The 17994-nt window shown below is 52.7% G+C and carries 10 protein-coding genes; 4 read left to right on the top strand and 6 right to left on the bottom strand.

What is annotated here, in order from left to right; translation table 11 throughout:
- Positions 1-157: 157 nt before the first annotated feature.
- Both secA2 and ACVX3G_RS04515 read left to right on the top strand, forming a co-directional pair.
- Entirely contained in the window at positions 158-2551 is a 2394-nt protein-coding gene (gene secA2 / locus ACVX3G_RS04520) for an accessory Sec system translocase SecA2 (RefSeq protein ID WP_081130759.1), read from the top strand.
- A gap of 38 nt (positions 2552-2589) precedes the next feature.
- Positions 2590-3483 carry an accessory Sec system S-layer assembly protein gene (locus ACVX3G_RS04515; RefSeq protein ID WP_062898970.1) on the top strand — a complete coding sequence of 298 codons (894 nt, stop codon included), beginning with the start codon at positions 2590-2592 and terminating at the stop codon, positions 3481-3483.
- Between the two features lie 173 nt (positions 3484-3656).
- On the opposite strand, the gene ACVX3G_RS04510 is transcribed toward ACVX3G_RS04515, so the two are convergent.
- The 5 genes from ACVX3G_RS04510 to ACVX3G_RS04490 all read right to left on the bottom strand — a co-directional run bounded on the left by ACVX3G_RS04510 (position 3657) and on the right by ACVX3G_RS04490 (position 9935).
- Complete coding sequence (locus ACVX3G_RS04510; protein ID WP_021321956.1) at positions 3657-5069, bottom strand: S41 family peptidase; 1413 nt, start codon at positions 5067-5069, stop codon at positions 3657-3659.
- A 31-nt stretch (positions 5070-5100) separates the two neighbouring features.
- The gene (locus ACVX3G_RS04505; protein WP_479454583.1) at positions 5101-5841 is read right to left on the bottom strand and encodes a hypothetical protein; all 741 of its coding nucleotides are present in this window, start codon (positions 5839-5841) and stop codon (positions 5101-5103) included.
- A 163-nt stretch (positions 5842-6004) separates the two neighbouring features.
- On the bottom strand, positions 6005-6406 hold the full coding sequence (locus ACVX3G_RS04500; protein ID WP_021321954.1) for a hypothetical protein: 402 nt from the start codon (positions 6404-6406) through the stop codon (positions 6005-6007).
- 183 nt (positions 6407-6589) lie between these two features.
- The gene (locus tag ACVX3G_RS04495; RefSeq protein ID WP_021321953.1) at positions 6590-8548 is read right to left on the bottom strand and encodes a phosphodiester glycosidase family protein; all 1959 of its coding nucleotides are present in this window, start codon (positions 8546-8548) and stop codon (positions 6590-6592) included.
- Between the two features lie 154 nt (positions 8549-8702).
- Positions 8703-9935, bottom strand: coding sequence for a CAP domain-containing protein (locus ACVX3G_RS04490; protein WP_021321952.1), 1233 nt, complete (start codon positions 9933-9935; stop codon positions 8703-8705).
- Positions 9936-10155: 220 nt separating this feature from the next.
- Here ACVX3G_RS04490 and ACVX3G_RS04485 point away from each other — a divergent pair, with 220 nt between their 5' ends.
- Positions 10156-10899, top strand: a complete 744-nt coding sequence (locus tag ACVX3G_RS04485; protein ID WP_021321951.1) for a hypothetical protein — start codon at positions 10156-10158, stop codon at positions 10897-10899.
- A 51-nt stretch (positions 10900-10950) separates the two neighbouring features.
- Here the strand turns inward: ACVX3G_RS04485 and ACVX3G_RS04480 are convergent, their stop codons facing one another.
- Complete coding sequence (locus tag ACVX3G_RS04480) at positions 10951-15948, bottom strand: pullulanase X25 domain-containing protein (RefSeq protein ID WP_031206179.1); 4998 nt, start codon at positions 15946-15948, stop codon at positions 10951-10953.
- Between the two features lie 377 nt (positions 15949-16325).
- Here ACVX3G_RS04480 and amyS point away from each other — a divergent pair, with 377 nt between their 5' ends.
- Positions 16326-17939, top strand: coding sequence for an alpha-amylase (amyS, locus tag ACVX3G_RS04475; RefSeq protein WP_050582898.1), 1614 nt, complete (start codon positions 16326-16328; stop codon positions 17937-17939).
- Positions 17940-17994 lie beyond the last annotated feature (55 nt).

Raw genomic sequence — 17994 nt, 5'->3', positions numbered from 1 at the left:
GGAAAATTTCTTTTTCCCTTGCCGCGAGAAGCTCGAGCGCCAATCCGGCGAACGATTCCACATTTTACATCCTCCCTCCACAGGAAACATCTTGTGCTATAATTAGGTTTTAGAGCACTTGATGTGAATCACGCCTGTCTAGGAGAGGAATGGACATATGTTTGCAAAAGTAAAGCAACTATTTGACGAAAGCGCGCGAGAAGTGCAGCGTCTTGCCAAGCTGGCGGCGCAAATCAATGAATGGGAACCAACCATTTCTTCGCTGAGCGATGAACAACTGCGCCAAAAAACGGTTGCCTTCAAAGAACGGCTCGAACGCGGTGAGACGCTCGATGACATAAAAACCGAGGCGTTTGCCGTCGTCCGGGAGGCAGCGCGGCGCGTGCTCGGTCTGCGCCATTACGACGTGCAACTGATGGGCGGATTGGCGATGCATGAAGGAAACATCGCTGAAATGCAGACCGGGGAAGGAAAGACGTTGGCGGCCACTTTGCCAAGCTACTTGCACGCCCTCCTTGGAAAAGGCGTCCACATTATTACGGCCAACGAATATTTGGCGCGCCGGGACTGCGAACAAATGGGCCGTGTGTTCCGCTTTCTCGGCTTAACCGTCGGCCTGAATGTGTCGCAAATGACGGCCAGCGAGAAAAAAGAAGCGTACGCGGCCGACATCACGTACGGCACCGGCACCGAGTTCGGCTTTGATTATTTGCGCGACAACATGGTGTACCGCCTCGAAGATAAAGTGCAGCGCCCGCTGTATTACGCCATCATCGATGAAATCGACAGCATTTTAATCGACGAAGCGCGCACCCCGCTCATCATCGCCAATAAATCGGGAATCGGAGCCGAATTGTTCCCGATTATGGCACGCATCGTCCGCACCTTCGAAGAAGGAAAAGAGTATGAACGGTCTCCGGAGACGAAACAAATTTTCCTCACCGAAGAAGGGGCGCAAAAAATCGAGCGGGCGTTTGGCATCGATAACCTATACGACTGGGAGCATCACGTGCTGCTCCATCATGCGATGCAGTCGCTGCGCGCTTGGTTTATCATGCGGCGGGATGTCGATTACATCGTCAAAAACGGCAAAGTGATGATCGTTGACCCGTTCACCGGCCGGGTGATGGAAGGACGCTCGTTCAGCGACGGCCTGCATCAAGCGATTGAAGCGAAAGAAGGTGTGGAAATCACCGAAGAAAACGACATCCAAGCAACGATTACGATCCAAAACTATTTTCGCATGTATGAGAAGCTGGCCGGGATGACCGGCAGCGCTACGCCGTCGAAAGAAGAATTTTGGCAAACGTACCGGCTGCGCGTTATTACGATTCCGACAAACCGGCCATCCCGACGCACCGACTGGGACGACCTCGTCTACCAGACGTACGAGGCGAAAGTACGGAAAATTATTGACGAAGTGAAAAAAATGAATGCCATCGGCCGCCCTGTTCTCATCGGCACGACATCGGTCGCTCAGTCGGAACGGTTGTCAGCAGCGTTTTCGAAAGCAGGCATCCCTCACCACCTGCTCAATGCCAAAACGGAGGAAGAAGAGGCGCGCATCATCGCGACCGCCGGGCAAAAAGGGCAAGTGATGATCGCCACCAATATGGCCGGGCGCGGGACCGATATTTTGCTTGGGGAAGGCGTCAAGGAACTGGGCGGGCTGCACATCATTGGCACAGAGCGCCATGAAAGCCATCGCATTGATATGCAGCTGCGCGGCCGGGCAGGACGCCAAGGGGATCCGGGGTCTTCCCAGTTTATCATTTCGCTCGACGACGATTTATTCCGCTTGTATGATCAAGATGAATTGAAAAAATGGAAAAGCAAAGTCGAGACGGATGAAACCGGGCGCATCGTGTCGCCCGACCCGATCAAGTTCGTCCAAAAAGTGCAAACAACGATCGAAAACGCCCATTATTCGGCGCGATTGCATTTATTGAAATTGGACACCGTGATCGACCAACAAAGCAAAGTCATCTACCATATGCGCGATCGCGTCTTGGCGCTGAAGCAAGCAGAGGTGCTGTCCGAGCTCCTTCGGCACATCCATCGCCATATCACGCAAACAATCGACCGTTATTGTCCGGAAAACGTCTTTTTTGAAGAGTGGAACATCGAAGGACTGCACAACGAGCTGCGCCGTGCCTTTTTCCGGTTTGCCTATCCGATTGATGATCTTCGCCATAAGCAAAAAGAAGAAATCGCCCAGCTTGTTTGGGACGAATACAAATCGCTTGAAGCGGCGCTCGCCGATCTTCCGTGCGACGAAGAACAAACCACGCGGCTTAAGCATTTGATGGTTGAAACAATCGACGCCCACTGGATTCGCCACTTAAATCAACTGAATTTATTAAAAGAGGGGATTCATTTGCGCAGCTACGGCCAAGAGGATCCGTACCGCGCCTTTGAAATGGACGCCTACCGCGAATTCGTCGCGCTGCAGCAAGCGATCGACGCCGGCATTTGCACGACAGCCATGAACTATTTGAAAAGCCAGTTTGTCATCGATGACGAAGCGGCCGCCGCCGCGAACAAACCATAACCGCGGCGCAGCACGCCGCCTCGTAAAGGAGGTTCCCTATGATTTTCCGACGAAAACAACGCACGCAACCGGAAGCCGAGCTGCCGGCGCAACATGTCAAACAGCCGGAGGTCGGAACGAAAACGACGCTGTCGTTTCATCCGGACTGGCAGCTGTCTCCGGAAGAAACGTACGTCTATCGCTTTTACCACGAACAGCTGCCGCCGCTTCAGCCAAACCAAATTTCCATTTCCGGCGTCAAGCTGGTCGAATACAACGATGGGTTTGTCGCTGTCGCCATTTTGCGCAACACGCTGCCGAAGCCGGTTCGCTTTGAACGAATCCGCCTGTTGCTGCTTGACGAGGATGGCACGGCGATCGCCCGCAAAGAGTTTGATATGAGCCCTTTCGGCGAACTGCCGCCGATGACGGCCCGCCCGTGGCGGTTTTTGTTCGCCGCCGAGGACAAGCTCGTCGATCAGTTGCCCGCAGATGGATGGAAGATCGCCTTTGAACTGACACCGCGGCATCGGCTCGACCTAGAGGAAAGCTGGGAGCAGGCGCTGTCGGCCAAGCAGCGCCAACATCTGCAAGCCCTCGTTGACTCGGTTCCGCCTCCCGCTCCCGGAGAGGTGAACTTCATGGGCATTGAAGCGAAACAGCTGCCTTCCGGTGAACTAGGCGTCACGTTGCTCATTCGCAACGGCAGCGACAAACATATCCATTTTGAACAAATCCCGCTTGAAGTGCGGGATCATGCTGGCGACATCGTCGCCCGCGGATTATTTCCCTGCCATCTGGAAGTGAAAGCCCACACCAGCAAACCATGGACGTTCCTCTTCCCACCGGAATTGCTGCACAAAGCAGAACCGGATTGGACGTCCTGGAAGGTGACAATCCCATCCTCCCCGGCACAGAGCGAAAAGCAAGAAACGCCGTCAAGCGACGAGTAACCTGCAAAAAGCTGGCCCCCATGGTCGCCAAACGACCGATGGAGGCCAGCTTTCTTTGCATCGTTCCGTTCAAAACGACCGCGCTCCCGCTGTCGGCCGCGCCTTAGTCGAAGCAGCCGAACTTTGCACCATCAAGAGCAGACGGCTATCCAACGCATCTCGATGGGAGAGCCTTATTTCGTAGAAGCAGCGGTTTGAATCTCCATGTAAGCGCCTTTTTTCATCGCTACGCCGTCTTTGCTTTTTAACACCGGCGGAATGACCAACAAATAGCTCTGCCCTTTGGCCAGCTTCGCTGCCGGTTTGATCAAAAGCTCCGTCCCCCGGCGGATTTGCGCCGTCACCGCTACTTCCTGTCCACCTAATTGATACAATTTTACTCCGCTTACCGCGGTATTGGCGAGCGGACGAGAGAAACGGACGACAAACGTCTTATCGACCGGCGCATTGCGCAGCTTGCCGAGCGACTGATACCCTTTCAGCTGCCCAATCAGCAAATCGCGGTGAGCGGCATACAGCTCTTTCCCAACGACCGTCGGCACATCCGGCTTCACCCCAACGTTATGAATCGGCGTCCCTTTTGGCGAGAAAAAGTGGGCGACGGTCAACTTCAACATGCTGCCGTCCGACAGCTCAAACATTTCCTGCATCGATCCTTTGCCAAACGTCCGTTGCCCATACAAAACGGCCGCCTTTTGCTCCTTCACCGCCGCCGCCAACATTTCCGACGCACTCGCGCTCGACGCGTTGACAAGCAGCCGGATCGGTCCCGTCATTTGCACCGGCTGTTTGACAGCGGCATACACTTCTGGGTGATTCGAACGGTCGCGCAACTGAAACGCCTGTTTCACATTCGGGAAAAAGCCAGCGATTTTCTGCGCCGTTTCCACATATCCCCCCGGATTGTCGCGGAGGTCAAAAATCCACCCTTTCACCCCGCTTAACGAGCGGATGGCGCGTTCGATCTCACCGGGCGCTGTCTCATCAAAACTATATAGCTGAATATAGCCGATATTCCCTGCCAGCCGTTTGAACTCAACGTTCGGCCAGTCGATTTTTTCCCGCTTGATGGTGACGCTGACGGTTTCCTCGGTCGACGGCCGCCAAACGGTTACGGCCACCGTCGTTCCTTCTTCTCCTGCGATCAAGCTCAATACTTTTTCCATTGTCTCATTCGTTACCGGCTGCCCGTCAACAGCCTGAATCACATCGCCCGGCTGCAGTCCGGCGCGGGCGGCTGGCCCATTGTCCAAGACAGACATGATGTGGACGCCGTCCTCATCTTCCTCAACCATCACGCCGATGCCGACAGACTCCATATCAATCCACTTCAAAAATTCCTCGTATTCTTCCTTTGTCATATAGGCAGAATACGGGTCAAGCTGTTTGACAATATCTTGCGGGGTGCTCGCCTTCAGCACTTGATCGCTCACCGGTTCCACATAATACTGGCGGACAATTTCCCGCACTTCTTCGAGCACCTTCGTTGACGCCGAAGCCGCCGCCGCCTCCGCCGGCGGACTCCAAACCGAAAATGAAGCCGCAAGCAACATAAGAGCCGCCGCCCATCGCTGAATCACATTCATATCCGTCTCTCCTCTCCCGACATGCGCCGATTTATTCGATATCGACATCTAAGACAACCGGCGCTTTAAAATCATCGATATACACCGCCAGCTGCTTGCGCGTCGCCGCATCCACCACGTTTGGCAGCCACCGGTCGCAAAGCGACAGCAACCGCTCCGCCCGCGCGATATCCCCTTCATCATACGCATCAAGCAGCTTGTCCATGGCTTGCATAATATTGATGGCATAATACGCGCGCTGCTTGACAGCCAAAGCCGGGCGTTGAAACCATCCTTCCATCTTTTCGCGAAGCGACACTCCCGGAACGCGGCCAATGAGAATCGCCGTTTTGCGAATTTGGTATTGCAACGGGGCATAGGAATCATACACGACATCCACATCCCCCATCCGCAGCGCCCGGTCGACGTTGGCCGTCAAGGCGCGCAATCGCTCCCCGCTTTCGACAGCGCTGATGTAGGCGGAAGCCTTTTTCATCGTCTGTTCTCCGGCCGCGATCCGTTTTTCCAACTGCGCCCTTGCCGTTTGCGGACGCACGCGCGCCACTTCTTTTTTCGCCGCCTCATAATCGCGTTTGACTTGGTTCAAGAGACGGTACGGCTTGGACCATTGATCCGCTTTCATCGCCCGCTCAAGCTGGACGGCATGCTGTTCAAGCCTCTCCACATTCGGGAACGAGGCCGCTTCCGCCTGAACAGTCAACAGCGAAAACGACAACCAAAACACCGCCAGCCATCCGATGATGGAAAATGCTTTTCTCCGTTTTCTCCTCACACTTTCACCTGCTATCTATGAAAATAGTAAACATGTATTTCAATTTTACTGGAAAAGACACAAAATGAAAATATGTTCTGAAAAAAATCGAACTTAAGCCCTTCAAAGCATAAAATAAGGCCGACTCTTCAGCCACCTTTTTGACTGTCAGAGCCAGCCTTGATCAACTAAAGTCCGGCCAATGGGTTTGCTGCTTGTCGCCGTCGATTTTGCTCAGCGTCCGGTAGCGAAACGGAACGATTTCCTGCTCTGGCTTGCCAAGAAACTCTTTCGCCCATTCGAACGGAATCAAATCGAACTGCTCCTTGTTTTCAGCGATAAAATAGACGCCGACGACTCTTCCTTGTTGATTGAGGTCAATTGTCAAAAAAGCCGGGTAATACGTGCCGTCTTGCGCCCGCAGCACCGCTTTGGCCGTCACCCGGCCGTCCCCTTCGTCTTCCACATCCGGATTGGCGATTCGCTCCAACACTTTGATCGCCCATCCTTGTTTTTTATATCCTCCGACCAGCTTCGGCGGATTTTTCCGCAACTGCTCCAACAACGTTTGCTCGTCCATCGTCAAACTTTTGCCTCCCTTGTGGTTTGCCTATCCGCCCATTTTATAATATATACAATACTTTTCAGAGAAATGCAAATGCCTAGAAGAGCAGCATGCAAGGACTTTCTCGATTTCGGAACCCCTATCGATGAGCAACATCCCTTGTTCATTCACCATCCTTCTAGGCAAGCAGGGGAGGCGAGCGCATCAGCGGAAGATGGCGCGAAGGCCGTCGATATAAATCGCTCCGGCGTTTTTCCGTCCCGCTTCCGTTTCCATATAACGCACCGGCATCTCCAGCATGAGCGGAAGCGCGACATCGCTAGGCACAGCGGCCTGCACATATTTCCAACCGATCCAATCGACATGGCGGGCAAAATCGATCCAGATGCGGCGCCCGCTTCCATCCCGCAGCTGGGCGCGCAGCCAATGGCCGCTTCCGTCTCCATACACCCACATGCCAATCGCTTGCGGCCGTTTCGAAATCCAAATCGCTTCCTCCCGACTAGCATAGACGCCGGATGTCCCTGGCATCCCGCGGAAATCGTATGAAATTTTCAGCGCCTGCTTTCCTTCTCTCACCTTTTCTGTCGTCCGTTCGACCGCCGCCCCCACATAGTTGACGCCCGATGCATTCCACTTCGACTCCGTTTCAAAGTCATCAAGCACTTCTTCGCTTTCCCCGTTCTCTTGCGTCTCTTTGTACACAACAAGAAGCGCATTCGCCACTGGCCGTGCGAATCCATCAGACGGTTTGTTTTCGACTTTGAGCTGCCCGTTTGGCTGGCGGACGACAAATGTCGAAGAACCACCGCCATCGAGCGTCATCGCATCGACCGCGCCAAGCTCATGCATCAGTTTGGCCAGCTCATTCAATGTCATTCCTTGGCTATAGGCAGGCTGGCGGCCATCGACAACGACGAGCATGACATTTCCGTTCTTGTCAATGCCGACGGCTGTACGCGGATGGACTCCTTCAATCGAAAACGACTGCGCTTTTTCATCCGCCACCAACCGGTATCGGCCGCCGAGCGCTTCTTTCACCCCACTCCATTCGGGCTGGTCATACTGAAGGGAAATTTCCACAGCATCCCCTTCTTTCGCCTGCCGCAAATAGTCACTCGCCCGGCCATGGCCCGACAACACGAGCTCTCCAGGCTGGAGCGGTTCATTGCCTTGACCGACTACAACTTTCTTCACCGTTCCGGTGATCGTTCCATTCCCGTTCAACACCCCTTGTACATTCGTCAGCACGACTTCCGTCCCAAGAGCGTTCGTTTTCGTGGAGGCAGCGAAATACGGGGTGTATAAAATCAATTGATGAGCGCGCCGCGGCTTGTTGATGCCATCGACGGGGTATGGGCCTCCTTGTCCAATTCGAACACGAATTTGAACATCTGGGTTTCCAATCATCGGCTTCCCATCAGCGCTGATGCCAAAAATCGTCCGTTCCGCCGCCGGCGTCGTATTTGTCATCACAATTTCCCCACGGTGCACCATCAAATCGGTCGGCGAACCATCCTGTTTGAAATAATCGCCGTTCACCGCCGCCAGCACGGTTCCGTCGCGGCCATCGTACCGTTTTGCCTGCTCAAGCACCGGTTCAATGCCAAGCACTTGATCATTGGACAGCGCCGTCTCAATGACCAGCCTCTCATTCGACGTATCGATGTCAAGCTTGTACACATGCTGCTTGCCGCGCGCGCCGACGATTTCCATTTCCTCTTTTTCCACCCCAGAGGCAATGCGCGTCGACACTTCCTTTACCACTGTGCCGACCGCCAGCTGCCTTGCCCCATACTTCCCCGGATTGACAAGCTTCAGCTTCTCCCTCGACGGCGTTTTATACACAACATGCCCTTTGATATTGGTGACGTAATATCCACCGCCAACCCCGTATTGGCCGCCAAACGCCTCGTCATACGAATACACCCGGTACTGTTCTCCAGGCTGCAACACGCGGACAAACGTCAGCGCCCCGTTTTCCCGTTTCCATAGATTAATAGGTTTCACAATCTCCAATTTCCCAATTTGCCCCTGCACAAGGCGCATGCCTTCCCAGTAGACGACATTCGCCCCGGCATCCGCTTCTGTCGCTTGCAGCGCCGTCCATGCGGCCAACACCGCCCCGACCCCAATGCGGATGATGTTCTTCGCTTTTCTCACTGGTCCCCTTTTCCTCTCTTTCTATATTTTGTTGCAATCGATTCTATTATACGACAAACTTCTACAAAAAGGGGGATCTTTTCCCATTTATCTGGTCAAAAAAATGTCCCAGCACTGCTGGGACACTCTTGAGAAGCGAAAGGATCATCCGCGGTCACGGAGTATAAAACTCTTGAGAGTAGTAGGGTTGATGGAATGAATTGAACGCCACCCCAACGCCGAGGCGGGTAAAGTCCGGGTATAAAAGATTTTGCCGATGCCCGAGCGAGTGCATCCACGCTTCATGGACAAAAATCGCATCGTATTGTCCGTAGGCGATGTTCTCGCCCGCCACGCGATAAGCGATGCCATGGCGCTTCAGACGGTCAAACGGCGACAATCCTTGCAAGTTCGTATGAGAGAAGTAGTGATGGACCGCCATATCTTCGCTATGTTCACGGGCGGCCGCCGCCGCCTTCGCATCCCACGCGAGCGCCGGAAGCCCGTGCAAGCGGCGCGCCGCGTTTGCTAAATCAAAAATTTGATATTCATACGCTGTGCGCAGCTCCTCCGTCGTCGTTCCGTAAAACCCGGGCTTTTCATCCTCGAGCGCCCGATTGACGACAAGCACGCCATCCACCCGGTTGTTGTTGTACCGGTCATAAAAGAAGGTGACGTAGCGGCCGTTGACAAGATAGGTCCCGTATTCGTCATTTTGAATGTCGTAGACGGCATCCTTTTTTTGGATGAAGGCGAGCGGCCGGCCGTAGCGCGCTTCCACCACCGTTTTCGCCGTTCCGATGCCCGTTCCTTTTTTCGTTTGGACGATCGGTTGGTTCGTGTACATCGCCGCCACCCGATCACGGTCATAGCTCACCATCAAAAAGTTTTTGTAACCGCCTTGATCATACGCCTCCCAATATAGGCCGTAGGCGTTTTTCGTCTTGCGCTTCGCCGTGCCGTACATCGCTTCGACCTTGGCGCGCGAGTCGCCGATCGCCACCCCGTTCATCGTGACATCCGCCATGTTTGCCTTCGCCTGCTGCACGCATAAAGCAGCGGCCAACTTCTCTCTTGACGGCGTTTCATAGCGGACGCGGGCATCGTTCTTGATCCCATATCCTCGGCCGACATCAAAATAGCCGCCGCCTAGCGCGTACACGCGATACACCGCACCGCTTGGCAGCGTCTTCACTGCTTTGTTCGACAACCATAGCTCTGTCGGCGCCATCACCGTCAACCGGCCGATTTGTCCGGGCTTCAGTTCAGCGCCGTCCCACCACACTTTTTCCGTTCCGACAAGCTCCTCGCAATCCTCCGCCTTGACCATTGATGAACTCGGCATCCAAAGCCATCCGGCCGCAGCCAACAGCATTCCGATTGCCACCGCCTGCACCCATTTCCTCACTTCCGCCCGCTCCTTCCTTTCTCTTTTTCTTTCATCATAGAGGTCTTTCCATCAAAAGAAAAGAGAAAAAAGAATGATTTCAACGAAAAAGAGGCCGCTTTGGCTGTGCAAATGTCGAAATTTCGTCAAACAAGCTTCGCACCCACTTGGCTAAGGGGCGAAATATAGGTTAAAATGGATCATATTATTCTTCCATTTTCGTGAGAGAGGAGCATACTTTATGAAGATCATGAAAAAATTTCTAGCAGTCTCAGCGCTAAGCGCCGGAATCCTTCTGTCGCCATTTCACGCCCACGATGCGCAAGCAAAAGTTTGGTGGAATGGCATGGAATTGGTGCAGGGACAGATCGGCAAATTAACTGTTTTGAAAGATACCGAGCTTTATAAGTTACAAGGAGAGAAGAAAGTTTACATAAAAACGTTAAAAGCCGGCGGAGTCTATCGCATTTACACGTTTAAACCTGGCATGTTAGGTTTAGGCGGCGGATATTATGTCGATCGCGATGCCCGGGTAAAATACGAAACTCCTTCCAAAGCAAAACTCAATCAAGTTAAAATGGAACAGCTGTTCCGTGGAGTAAAACTCGGCATGTCCACTTCTCAAGTCAAGAAGTTGGAAACCGCAAAATTTATCCTACAAGAAAATATAGACGGCGGCCAAGCCTGGGTCTATTCGACTTCTCTTTTCGGATATCATACGCTGCTCGTCTATGGATTTGAGAACGGAAAGCTTGCCTTCTACGGCTACTCGTTCGATGCCGGCCAGGAGTATACAAACGATCAGCTCACAGCGATTTATAACAATTTGAAACAACAGCTCATCACGCTATTTGGAAACCAGTATGAACAGTCCGATTCTGGCCAAGGCTACCCGCCTGCACTCGCATTTCACAAAGACGGCCTTGTGATTGCCCTTTCCTATGATGCGGACGGGTTGGCGGTTACGGTCACGAGTGAACAATAACGTGCAAAAAGCGAGGCTGCCCCATTCATTCGGACAGCCTTGCTTTCTTGCTTACTCCCCATTCACCAACTTCAACTTCTCCTTTGACGGCGTTTCATAGCGGATGTGCGTGTCAATGTCTGTTACGTAATACCCGCCGCCGACCGCGTACTGCCCGCCGAAGCGCGCATCATACCCGTAGACGCGGTACACTTCCCCAGGCTGTAAGATGCGGACGAACACAAGGCGCCCATCCTTCGTCCGTTTCCATAGATTGATCGGCTTTTGCACCGTCAAGCGGCCGATTTGCCCTTTTTTCAGCTCCACGCCATCCCAGTACACTTTTTTCACTTGGCCTGGAGGAGTGGTTGGCTTTCTCGGTTTCTCTTTTGGTTTCGATGGAGACGGTTTTTGCGGCGGTGCTGATGGAGGTTCTCCGTTTCCCGGCGGAGCTGTGCCGCCCGGCGGAACGCTCCCCCCAGGGGATGTGCCATCCGATGGACCACCGTTGCCCGGAGAGGTGCCGTTGCCTGGTGTTGTCCCTCCGTCATGGGACGGCGTTTCGCTGCCCGGCCAACCGCTTCCTGGAGAATCGCCGTTGCTTGGCGGCGTTGTCAACTTCCCTTCGCGCAATTGCTTCGTTTCTAAATTCAGCACGTAATCTTTTGTGTTTTTCGCAATCGCTCCGCCGTCGTTGTTGAAAATGGCTGTTTTGCTTTCGGCCGATGGTTCGATATGGATCAACACTTCTTTTTGATGGCTGGCCGGCGCAAACGTGTACGAGAATGCCATCCGGCCATCAATCGGCACCCGCTCGCCATTGATCGTCAAAACACCGTTTTTAATGGCATTGCCCTTGATCGTCACTTGACTTCCTTGTTTTTGCACCTCTTCGATGACGACCGGCATATCGATCCAGCGCAAAATGCGGTCTTGCACAATCATCGTATTGTTTCCTTCATTGTGGACCGTCACTTTCAAGTCGGTGCCAATCGTCCCATAGCCGTAGTAGCTCACGTCATCATCGTTGTCGTCCTCACGCGTATGGTCGGCCAACCCCTCTTGATCCCACGATCCGCCTTTCACATACTTATAGGTGATCGTTTCCCCTTCCTGCACCTCGACGGTAAATTGCCAATCGGGCGTCACCGCACCGTTGCGCGACATCTCCCAGGCCCCTGTGTTCCAGCCGTTCAAGCTGTTCGGAATCGTAATTCGGGCATCCAACGGTGTGTAATCCGGCGCCCTCACTTTAAAAATCACTTTCACCATCACAATGTCCGGCGTCACCTTGACCGTGTTTGACGCCACAACATTGCCGGCGCGGTCATACAACTTGACAACATACGTGTACTCGGTGCCGTTTTCGACATCGTAGTCTGTAAATGAATCGCCGATCGAAGTGGTTGTATGCACGATATCACCGTTGCGCTCGATGGCTAACAAATAAGCATCCCCATCTTTTTTCCCAACAAACGTCCATGATAAATTCACTTGTCCCGATTCAACCGCAGGCTGCCGCAGCTCGATGGCGTCTGCTGGCGCTATTTGGTCGCTGTTGTCTGCCGCAAACGTCACTTGCTTCTCTTCTGTATACACCCACTCCTCGCCGAGGTTGGTCGTCAGCGCATAACGATACGTATACGTCCCTGCGGCGAGCGGAGTGAAGGCAGCTCGGAACACGTTGGCGTCGCCGTCTTGTCCTTGGTAAGCCGCTCTGTATTCTTTCCATGTTTCGTCATGCGGGCCTTTCACTTGCAACACCGCTTGCAACCCATCAGCTGCTCCTTTGCTTGTCACATTGTCGATGTTGACATGGACATCCACTTGCTGCGGCTTTGACAAATCCAGTGTGGCATCGCTTAACGTTGTCACGAACTGGACATTGTCGCTCGTCAGCGGGTAATGAGGAACGACGCGATTCGTTTCGACCTTCGGTGATTCATTCCCGTTTTCATCGACCGCCGCAACGGCAAAGTAATAGGCTGTTCCGTTCGTCAACGAACCGATCGTGGCCGAAGTTGTTTCCGTCTCTTGCACCATCGTATAACTGGCACCTTTTAACGTGGACTCGTAAATTCGGTATCTCGACGCATTTCCTTCCCACGTTAACGTCACGCAGCCATCCGAAGCGCTCGCCTGCAAATTGCTGACTGCTGCCGGCATTTCCGCCGTCACCGTCCCAAACATCATCCGTCCATCCAGGGCCGGAATCGTGACCGTCAACGTTCCGCCAGCGACCGTAGCTTCCCCGCCATCATGCAACTCATCCGTAAGCACGGTGCCGTTCGGAAGCAACGAAGCGACGTCAAGCGCCACCGTCTTGTCCTCATTGCCGCGGTTGACGGCAATGAGCGCCACTTCACGCCCGTATTGGCGGGCAAATACGTATACATCCCCTTGCGCATACACCGTCTTGATGTCGCCATGGGCCAACAACGATTGATGGTGCTGGCGAATGTGCCCCACTTTCTGATAATGGGACAACAGATTTTGATCTTCTTTGCCCCACGGATACGTGCGGCGGTTGTCTGGGTCTCTTGAGCCTGTTACTCCCGCTTCATCGCCGTAATAAATCGTCGGCGCTCCCGGGTATCCCATCTGCAAAATCACCGCCAGCTTGAGCCGCTTTTTCCCAAGTTCCTCATTATAATTCGGATCAAGCTCCGCCCGCTCGGATGAATCCGTTCCGTTCCCAAGCAGAAAGACCGCCCGCGCCGTGTCATGCGAACCGATTAAGTTCATCAGCGCATAAAACGCTTCACTTGGGTAGTCTTCCCTTATGGCCGTCAGTCGCTTGTCCGCCTCTTCTGCATTTCCGTTTTTCAAAAAGTCAAGCACCGCCCCGCGGAACCGGTAGTTCATCACGGAATCGTACTGGTCGCCTAGAAAATATTTCGATGCGTCATCCCAAATTTCCCCTAAAATGAGCGGCTGCTCCCCCTCTTTTAACGTCGGACCACGACCGTACGACCCTTGAAGCAATTCTTGGCGAAACTCGCGCCAAAACGCCGGATCCACCTCATTGGCCACATCCAACCGCCAGCCGGAGGCGCCGAGGGCAATCCAGCTTTTCGCCACCGAATCCGATTCACGGAAAATGTAATTCGCGAGCGCATCGTTGTTCAATTCACTCGGATTCGGCACTTTTTCCCCCGTCACCGACTTAAACTCCGGCAGACTGTCATAGCCCCACCATGATTGGTATTGATAATGGCCATCGACTTTTTTGTTTTCAATATTGAACCAAAGGTGAAACCCATACGGGCTGAACGTCTGTCCCTCTTGTTTGAACTTCTCTTCCACTTGTTTCCGCGCTTCTTCCTCGCTCAATCCTTTTTCATTCATCAAATCGTAAACCGCTTCCCAATATTCATACGCACCGACGGTCGGATAGCGGTGGTAGCGGTCAAAGTAAATCGAATCGTCGGATACGTGGTTGAACACCCCGTCTAAGATGAGATGCATCCCCCGGTTCGCAAGCGCCTGCACAAACGATTGGAATTCTTCCGGGGAACCGAACATCGGATCCAATTCTTTGTAATTGCTCGCATCATATTTATGGTTCGATGGCGCATTGGCGATCGGATTTAAGTAAATCGTGTTCACTCCAAGCGACTGCAAATAATCCAACTTTTGTTCAATTCCGGCGATGTCTCCGCCGAAAAAGTCATTCGACCATTCACCGTCGCCATCGTAGCCGCTCGTCCCTTTCAGGCGCGGATTATCGGGCAAATCCGACCAATCGCGATGCTCAATCGGTTGCGCCCCGCGTGCCTGCTGCTTGCTGTTATCATTTGAAGGGTTGCCATTAAAGAACCGATCCGGGAAAATTTGATACACAACCGCTTCTTTCATCCAATCTGGTGTTTTGTAATTCGGATCATAGACGGTCAGCTGAAACAGCCCCGCATTTTTGTCGACCGCCCTCCCCCATTGTCCTTCTTTCGTATCTTCACCATATTCCGCCTTCATCCCGGCATCGACAGCGATAAATTTATAACCGTATACCCCCGGCGCAGAAGGGGTAAACGCAGCCTCCCAATATTCATCATCCCCGAGCACGCCGACTTTTTCCATCGTGTAGACTTTGGCGGTTCCGGTCGTCGCATTTTTCACATACACATCCGCCTTCGTCAAATCGCCTTTTTTCGCCGCCAGACGAAGCGTCACCTTCGTTCCCGCTTTCACCGCACCAAACGGCTGGCGGTACAGCGTATCCCATGTATTGTGTTTTAATCGGTCTTTCTGAACAACACCGTCAGAGCCATTGGGGTTGTAGTCGGTGTACACCTCTTTTGTTTTCGCATTGAAGAAGAATGTAATGATCGTCGTTTCCAAAACATTTAAGCGTGCATTCTCTTGTGGGTAGCTCTCATTCCAATTGTTTCCGAGGACAATTTTATATTCATACGATCCTTTCGGCACCTGCGCCGTAAACGTGTACACCGAGTCAAAATCATCATCGGTCAACAGCGCCGTCGATGTCCCCGGAGTCCATCCGTTGCTCTCCCCCTCATAGCCGATGGCCGGCAGCACCGTCCCGACAAGACGCGGCTGTTTCTCCTTCGCAATCGCCGTATACCATGTCGAATCCGCGATCGCATGCGTCCGGTCATTGTAATAAAACGTCACCTCGGTTTGCCGATCCAGCTTCAACACCAGATTTGCGCCATTGCGGCCGCCGGCGCCGTAATTTTCATCCCAGCTGCCGTTGACCGCAATTTTGTACTCATAGGTCCCGGCTGGCAGCGTCCCGGTGAATGTATAAAGCCCATTCCCTTCATCATGCATCCTCGTCGCCAATGCCCCCGGATCCCATTCCGCCGTATGGCCCAACTCATCTTGCAAATTGCCGACTAGCGTGATCGTCCGTGGTTGCGAGGCCGTGGATTCGGCCGTCCACCGATGCGCTCCATTCCCTAGAGCGCTAGAACTTCCTGCCTCGTTCGCAGCGGCAACCGCCTGGAAAGGAGTCAATGCCAGCAACAACACCGATGCCAAAACCAATGATAGCATTCTCCTTGCCCTCTTGATCATCCCCCGCTCCCTTCTCCTTTGTTTGGCCAACTTCCTTCTCTCCTTTCCTTTTTATATTCTTTGTGCAATCGTTTGCACAAAATGGTTGATGCAAACGATTTCATCAATCTTTATCTTATACGAATAAACAGAATATTTCAACTATATTTTCCCCATGTTGAAAAACGAATCGTTCCGTTGTTCTATTTTCGATTCATGTCAAACTCAAAATTGTTTAAATTCGATATTGAAAACGATTACAAATAAAAATTATAATAGACGTAAACGTTCGAGGGTTTGCTCCCTTTTTACTCTTTTTATGCAATCGTTTCCCTTAATTTTTTGGAAGCCAAACCGTCGAATGTAACATTTGATTAAGGGGGAAGGGCATTGTGCTAACGTTTCACCGCATCATTCGAAAAGGATGGATGTTCCTGCTCGCGTTTTTGCTCACTGTCTCGCTGTTCTGCCCAACAGGACAGCCCGCCAAGGCTGCCGCACCGTTTAACGGCACCATGATGCAGTATTTTGAATGGTACTTGCCGGATGATGGCACGTTATGGACCAAAGTGGCCAATGAAGCCAACAACTTATCCAGCCTTGGCATCACCGCTCTTTGGCTGCCGCCCGCTTACAAAGGAACAAGCCGCAGCGACGTAGGGTACGGAGTATACGACTTGTATGACCTCGGCGAATTCAATCAAAAAGGGACCGTCCGCACAAAATACGGAACAAAAGCTCAATATCTTCAAGCCATTCAAGCCGCCCACGCCGCTGGAATGCAAGTGTACGCCGATGTCGTGTTCGACCATAAAGGCGGCGCTGACGGCACGGAATGGGTGGACGCCGTCGAAGTCAATCCGTCCGACCGCAACCAAGAAATCTCGGGCACCTATCAAATCCAAGCATGGACGAAATTTGATTTTCCCGGGCGGGGCAACACCTACTCCAGCTTTAAGTGGCGCTGGTACCATTTTGACGGCGTTGATTGGGACGAAAGCCGAAAATTGAGCCGCATTTACAAATTCCGCGGCATCGGCAAAGCGTGGGATTGGGAAGTAGACACGGAAAACGGAAACTATGACTACTTAATGTATGCCGACCTTGATATGGATCATCCCGAAGTCGTGACCGAGCTGAAAAACTGGGGGAAATGGTATGTCAACACAACGAACATTGATGGGTTCCGGCTTGATGCCGTCAAGCATATTAAGTTCAGTTTTTTTCCTGATTGGTTGTCGTATGTGCGTTCTCAGACTGGCAAGCCGCTATTTACCGTCGGGGAATATTGGAGCTATGACATCAACAAGTTGCACAATTACATTACGAAAACAGACGGAACGATGTCTTTGTTTGATGCCCCGTTACACAACAAATTTTATACCGCTTCCAAATCAGGGGGCGCATTTGATATGCGCACGTTAATGACCAATACTCTCATGAAAGATCAACCGACATTGGCCGTCACCTTCGTTGATAATCATGACACCGAACCCGGCCAAGCGCTGCAGTCATGGGTCGACCCATGGTTCAAACCGTTGGCTTACGCCTTTATTCTAACTCGGCAGGAAGGATACCCGTGCGTCTTTTATGGTGACTATTATGGCATTCCACAATATAACATTCCTTCGCTGAAAAGCAAAATCGATCCGCTCCTCATCGCGCGCAGGGATTATGCTTACGGAACGCAACATGATTATCTTGATCACTCCGACATCATCGGGTGGACAAGGGAAGGGGGCACTGAAAAACCAGGATCCGGGCTGGCCGCACTGATCACCGATGGGCCGGGAGGAAGCAAATGGATGTACGTTGGCAAACAACACGCTGGAAAAGTGTTCTATGACCTTACCGGCAACCGGAGTGACACCGTCACCATCAACAGTGATGGATGGGGGGAATTCAAAGTCAATGGCGGTTCGGTTTCGGTTTGGGTTCCTAGAAAAACGACCGTTTCTACCATCGCTCGGCCGATCACAACCCGACCGTGGACTGGTGAATTCGTCCGTTGGACCGAACCACGGTTGGTGGCATGGCCTTGATGCCTGCGATCGCGTTGTAAAGATATTCCGCTCTATCATTGAGACAAAAAACACG

This window comes from Geobacillus sp. PLS 41 (genome assembly GCF_056494105.1).
This window is presented reverse-complemented; position numbering and strand designations above follow the sequence as displayed.

Coding starts and splice junctions, on each gene's coding strand:
- ACVX3G_RS04515 (WP_062898970.1), top strand. CDS start 2,590: ATGATTTTCCGACGAAAACAACGCACGCAACCGGAAGCCGAGCTGCCG.
- ACVX3G_RS04485 (WP_021321951.1), top strand. CDS start 10,156: ATGAAGATCATGAAAAAATTTCTAGCAGTCTCAGCGCTAAGCGCCGGA.
- ACVX3G_RS04510 (WP_021321956.1), bottom strand. CDS start 5,069: ATGAATGTGATTCAGCGATGGGCGGCGGCTCTTATGTTGCTTGCGGCT.
- amyS (WP_050582898.1), top strand. CDS start 16,326: ATGTTCCTGCTCGCGTTTTTGCTCACTGTCTCGCTGTTCTGCCCAACA.
- secA2 (WP_081130759.1), top strand. CDS start 158: ATGTTTGCAAAAGTAAAGCAACTATTTGACGAAAGCGCGCGAGAAGTG.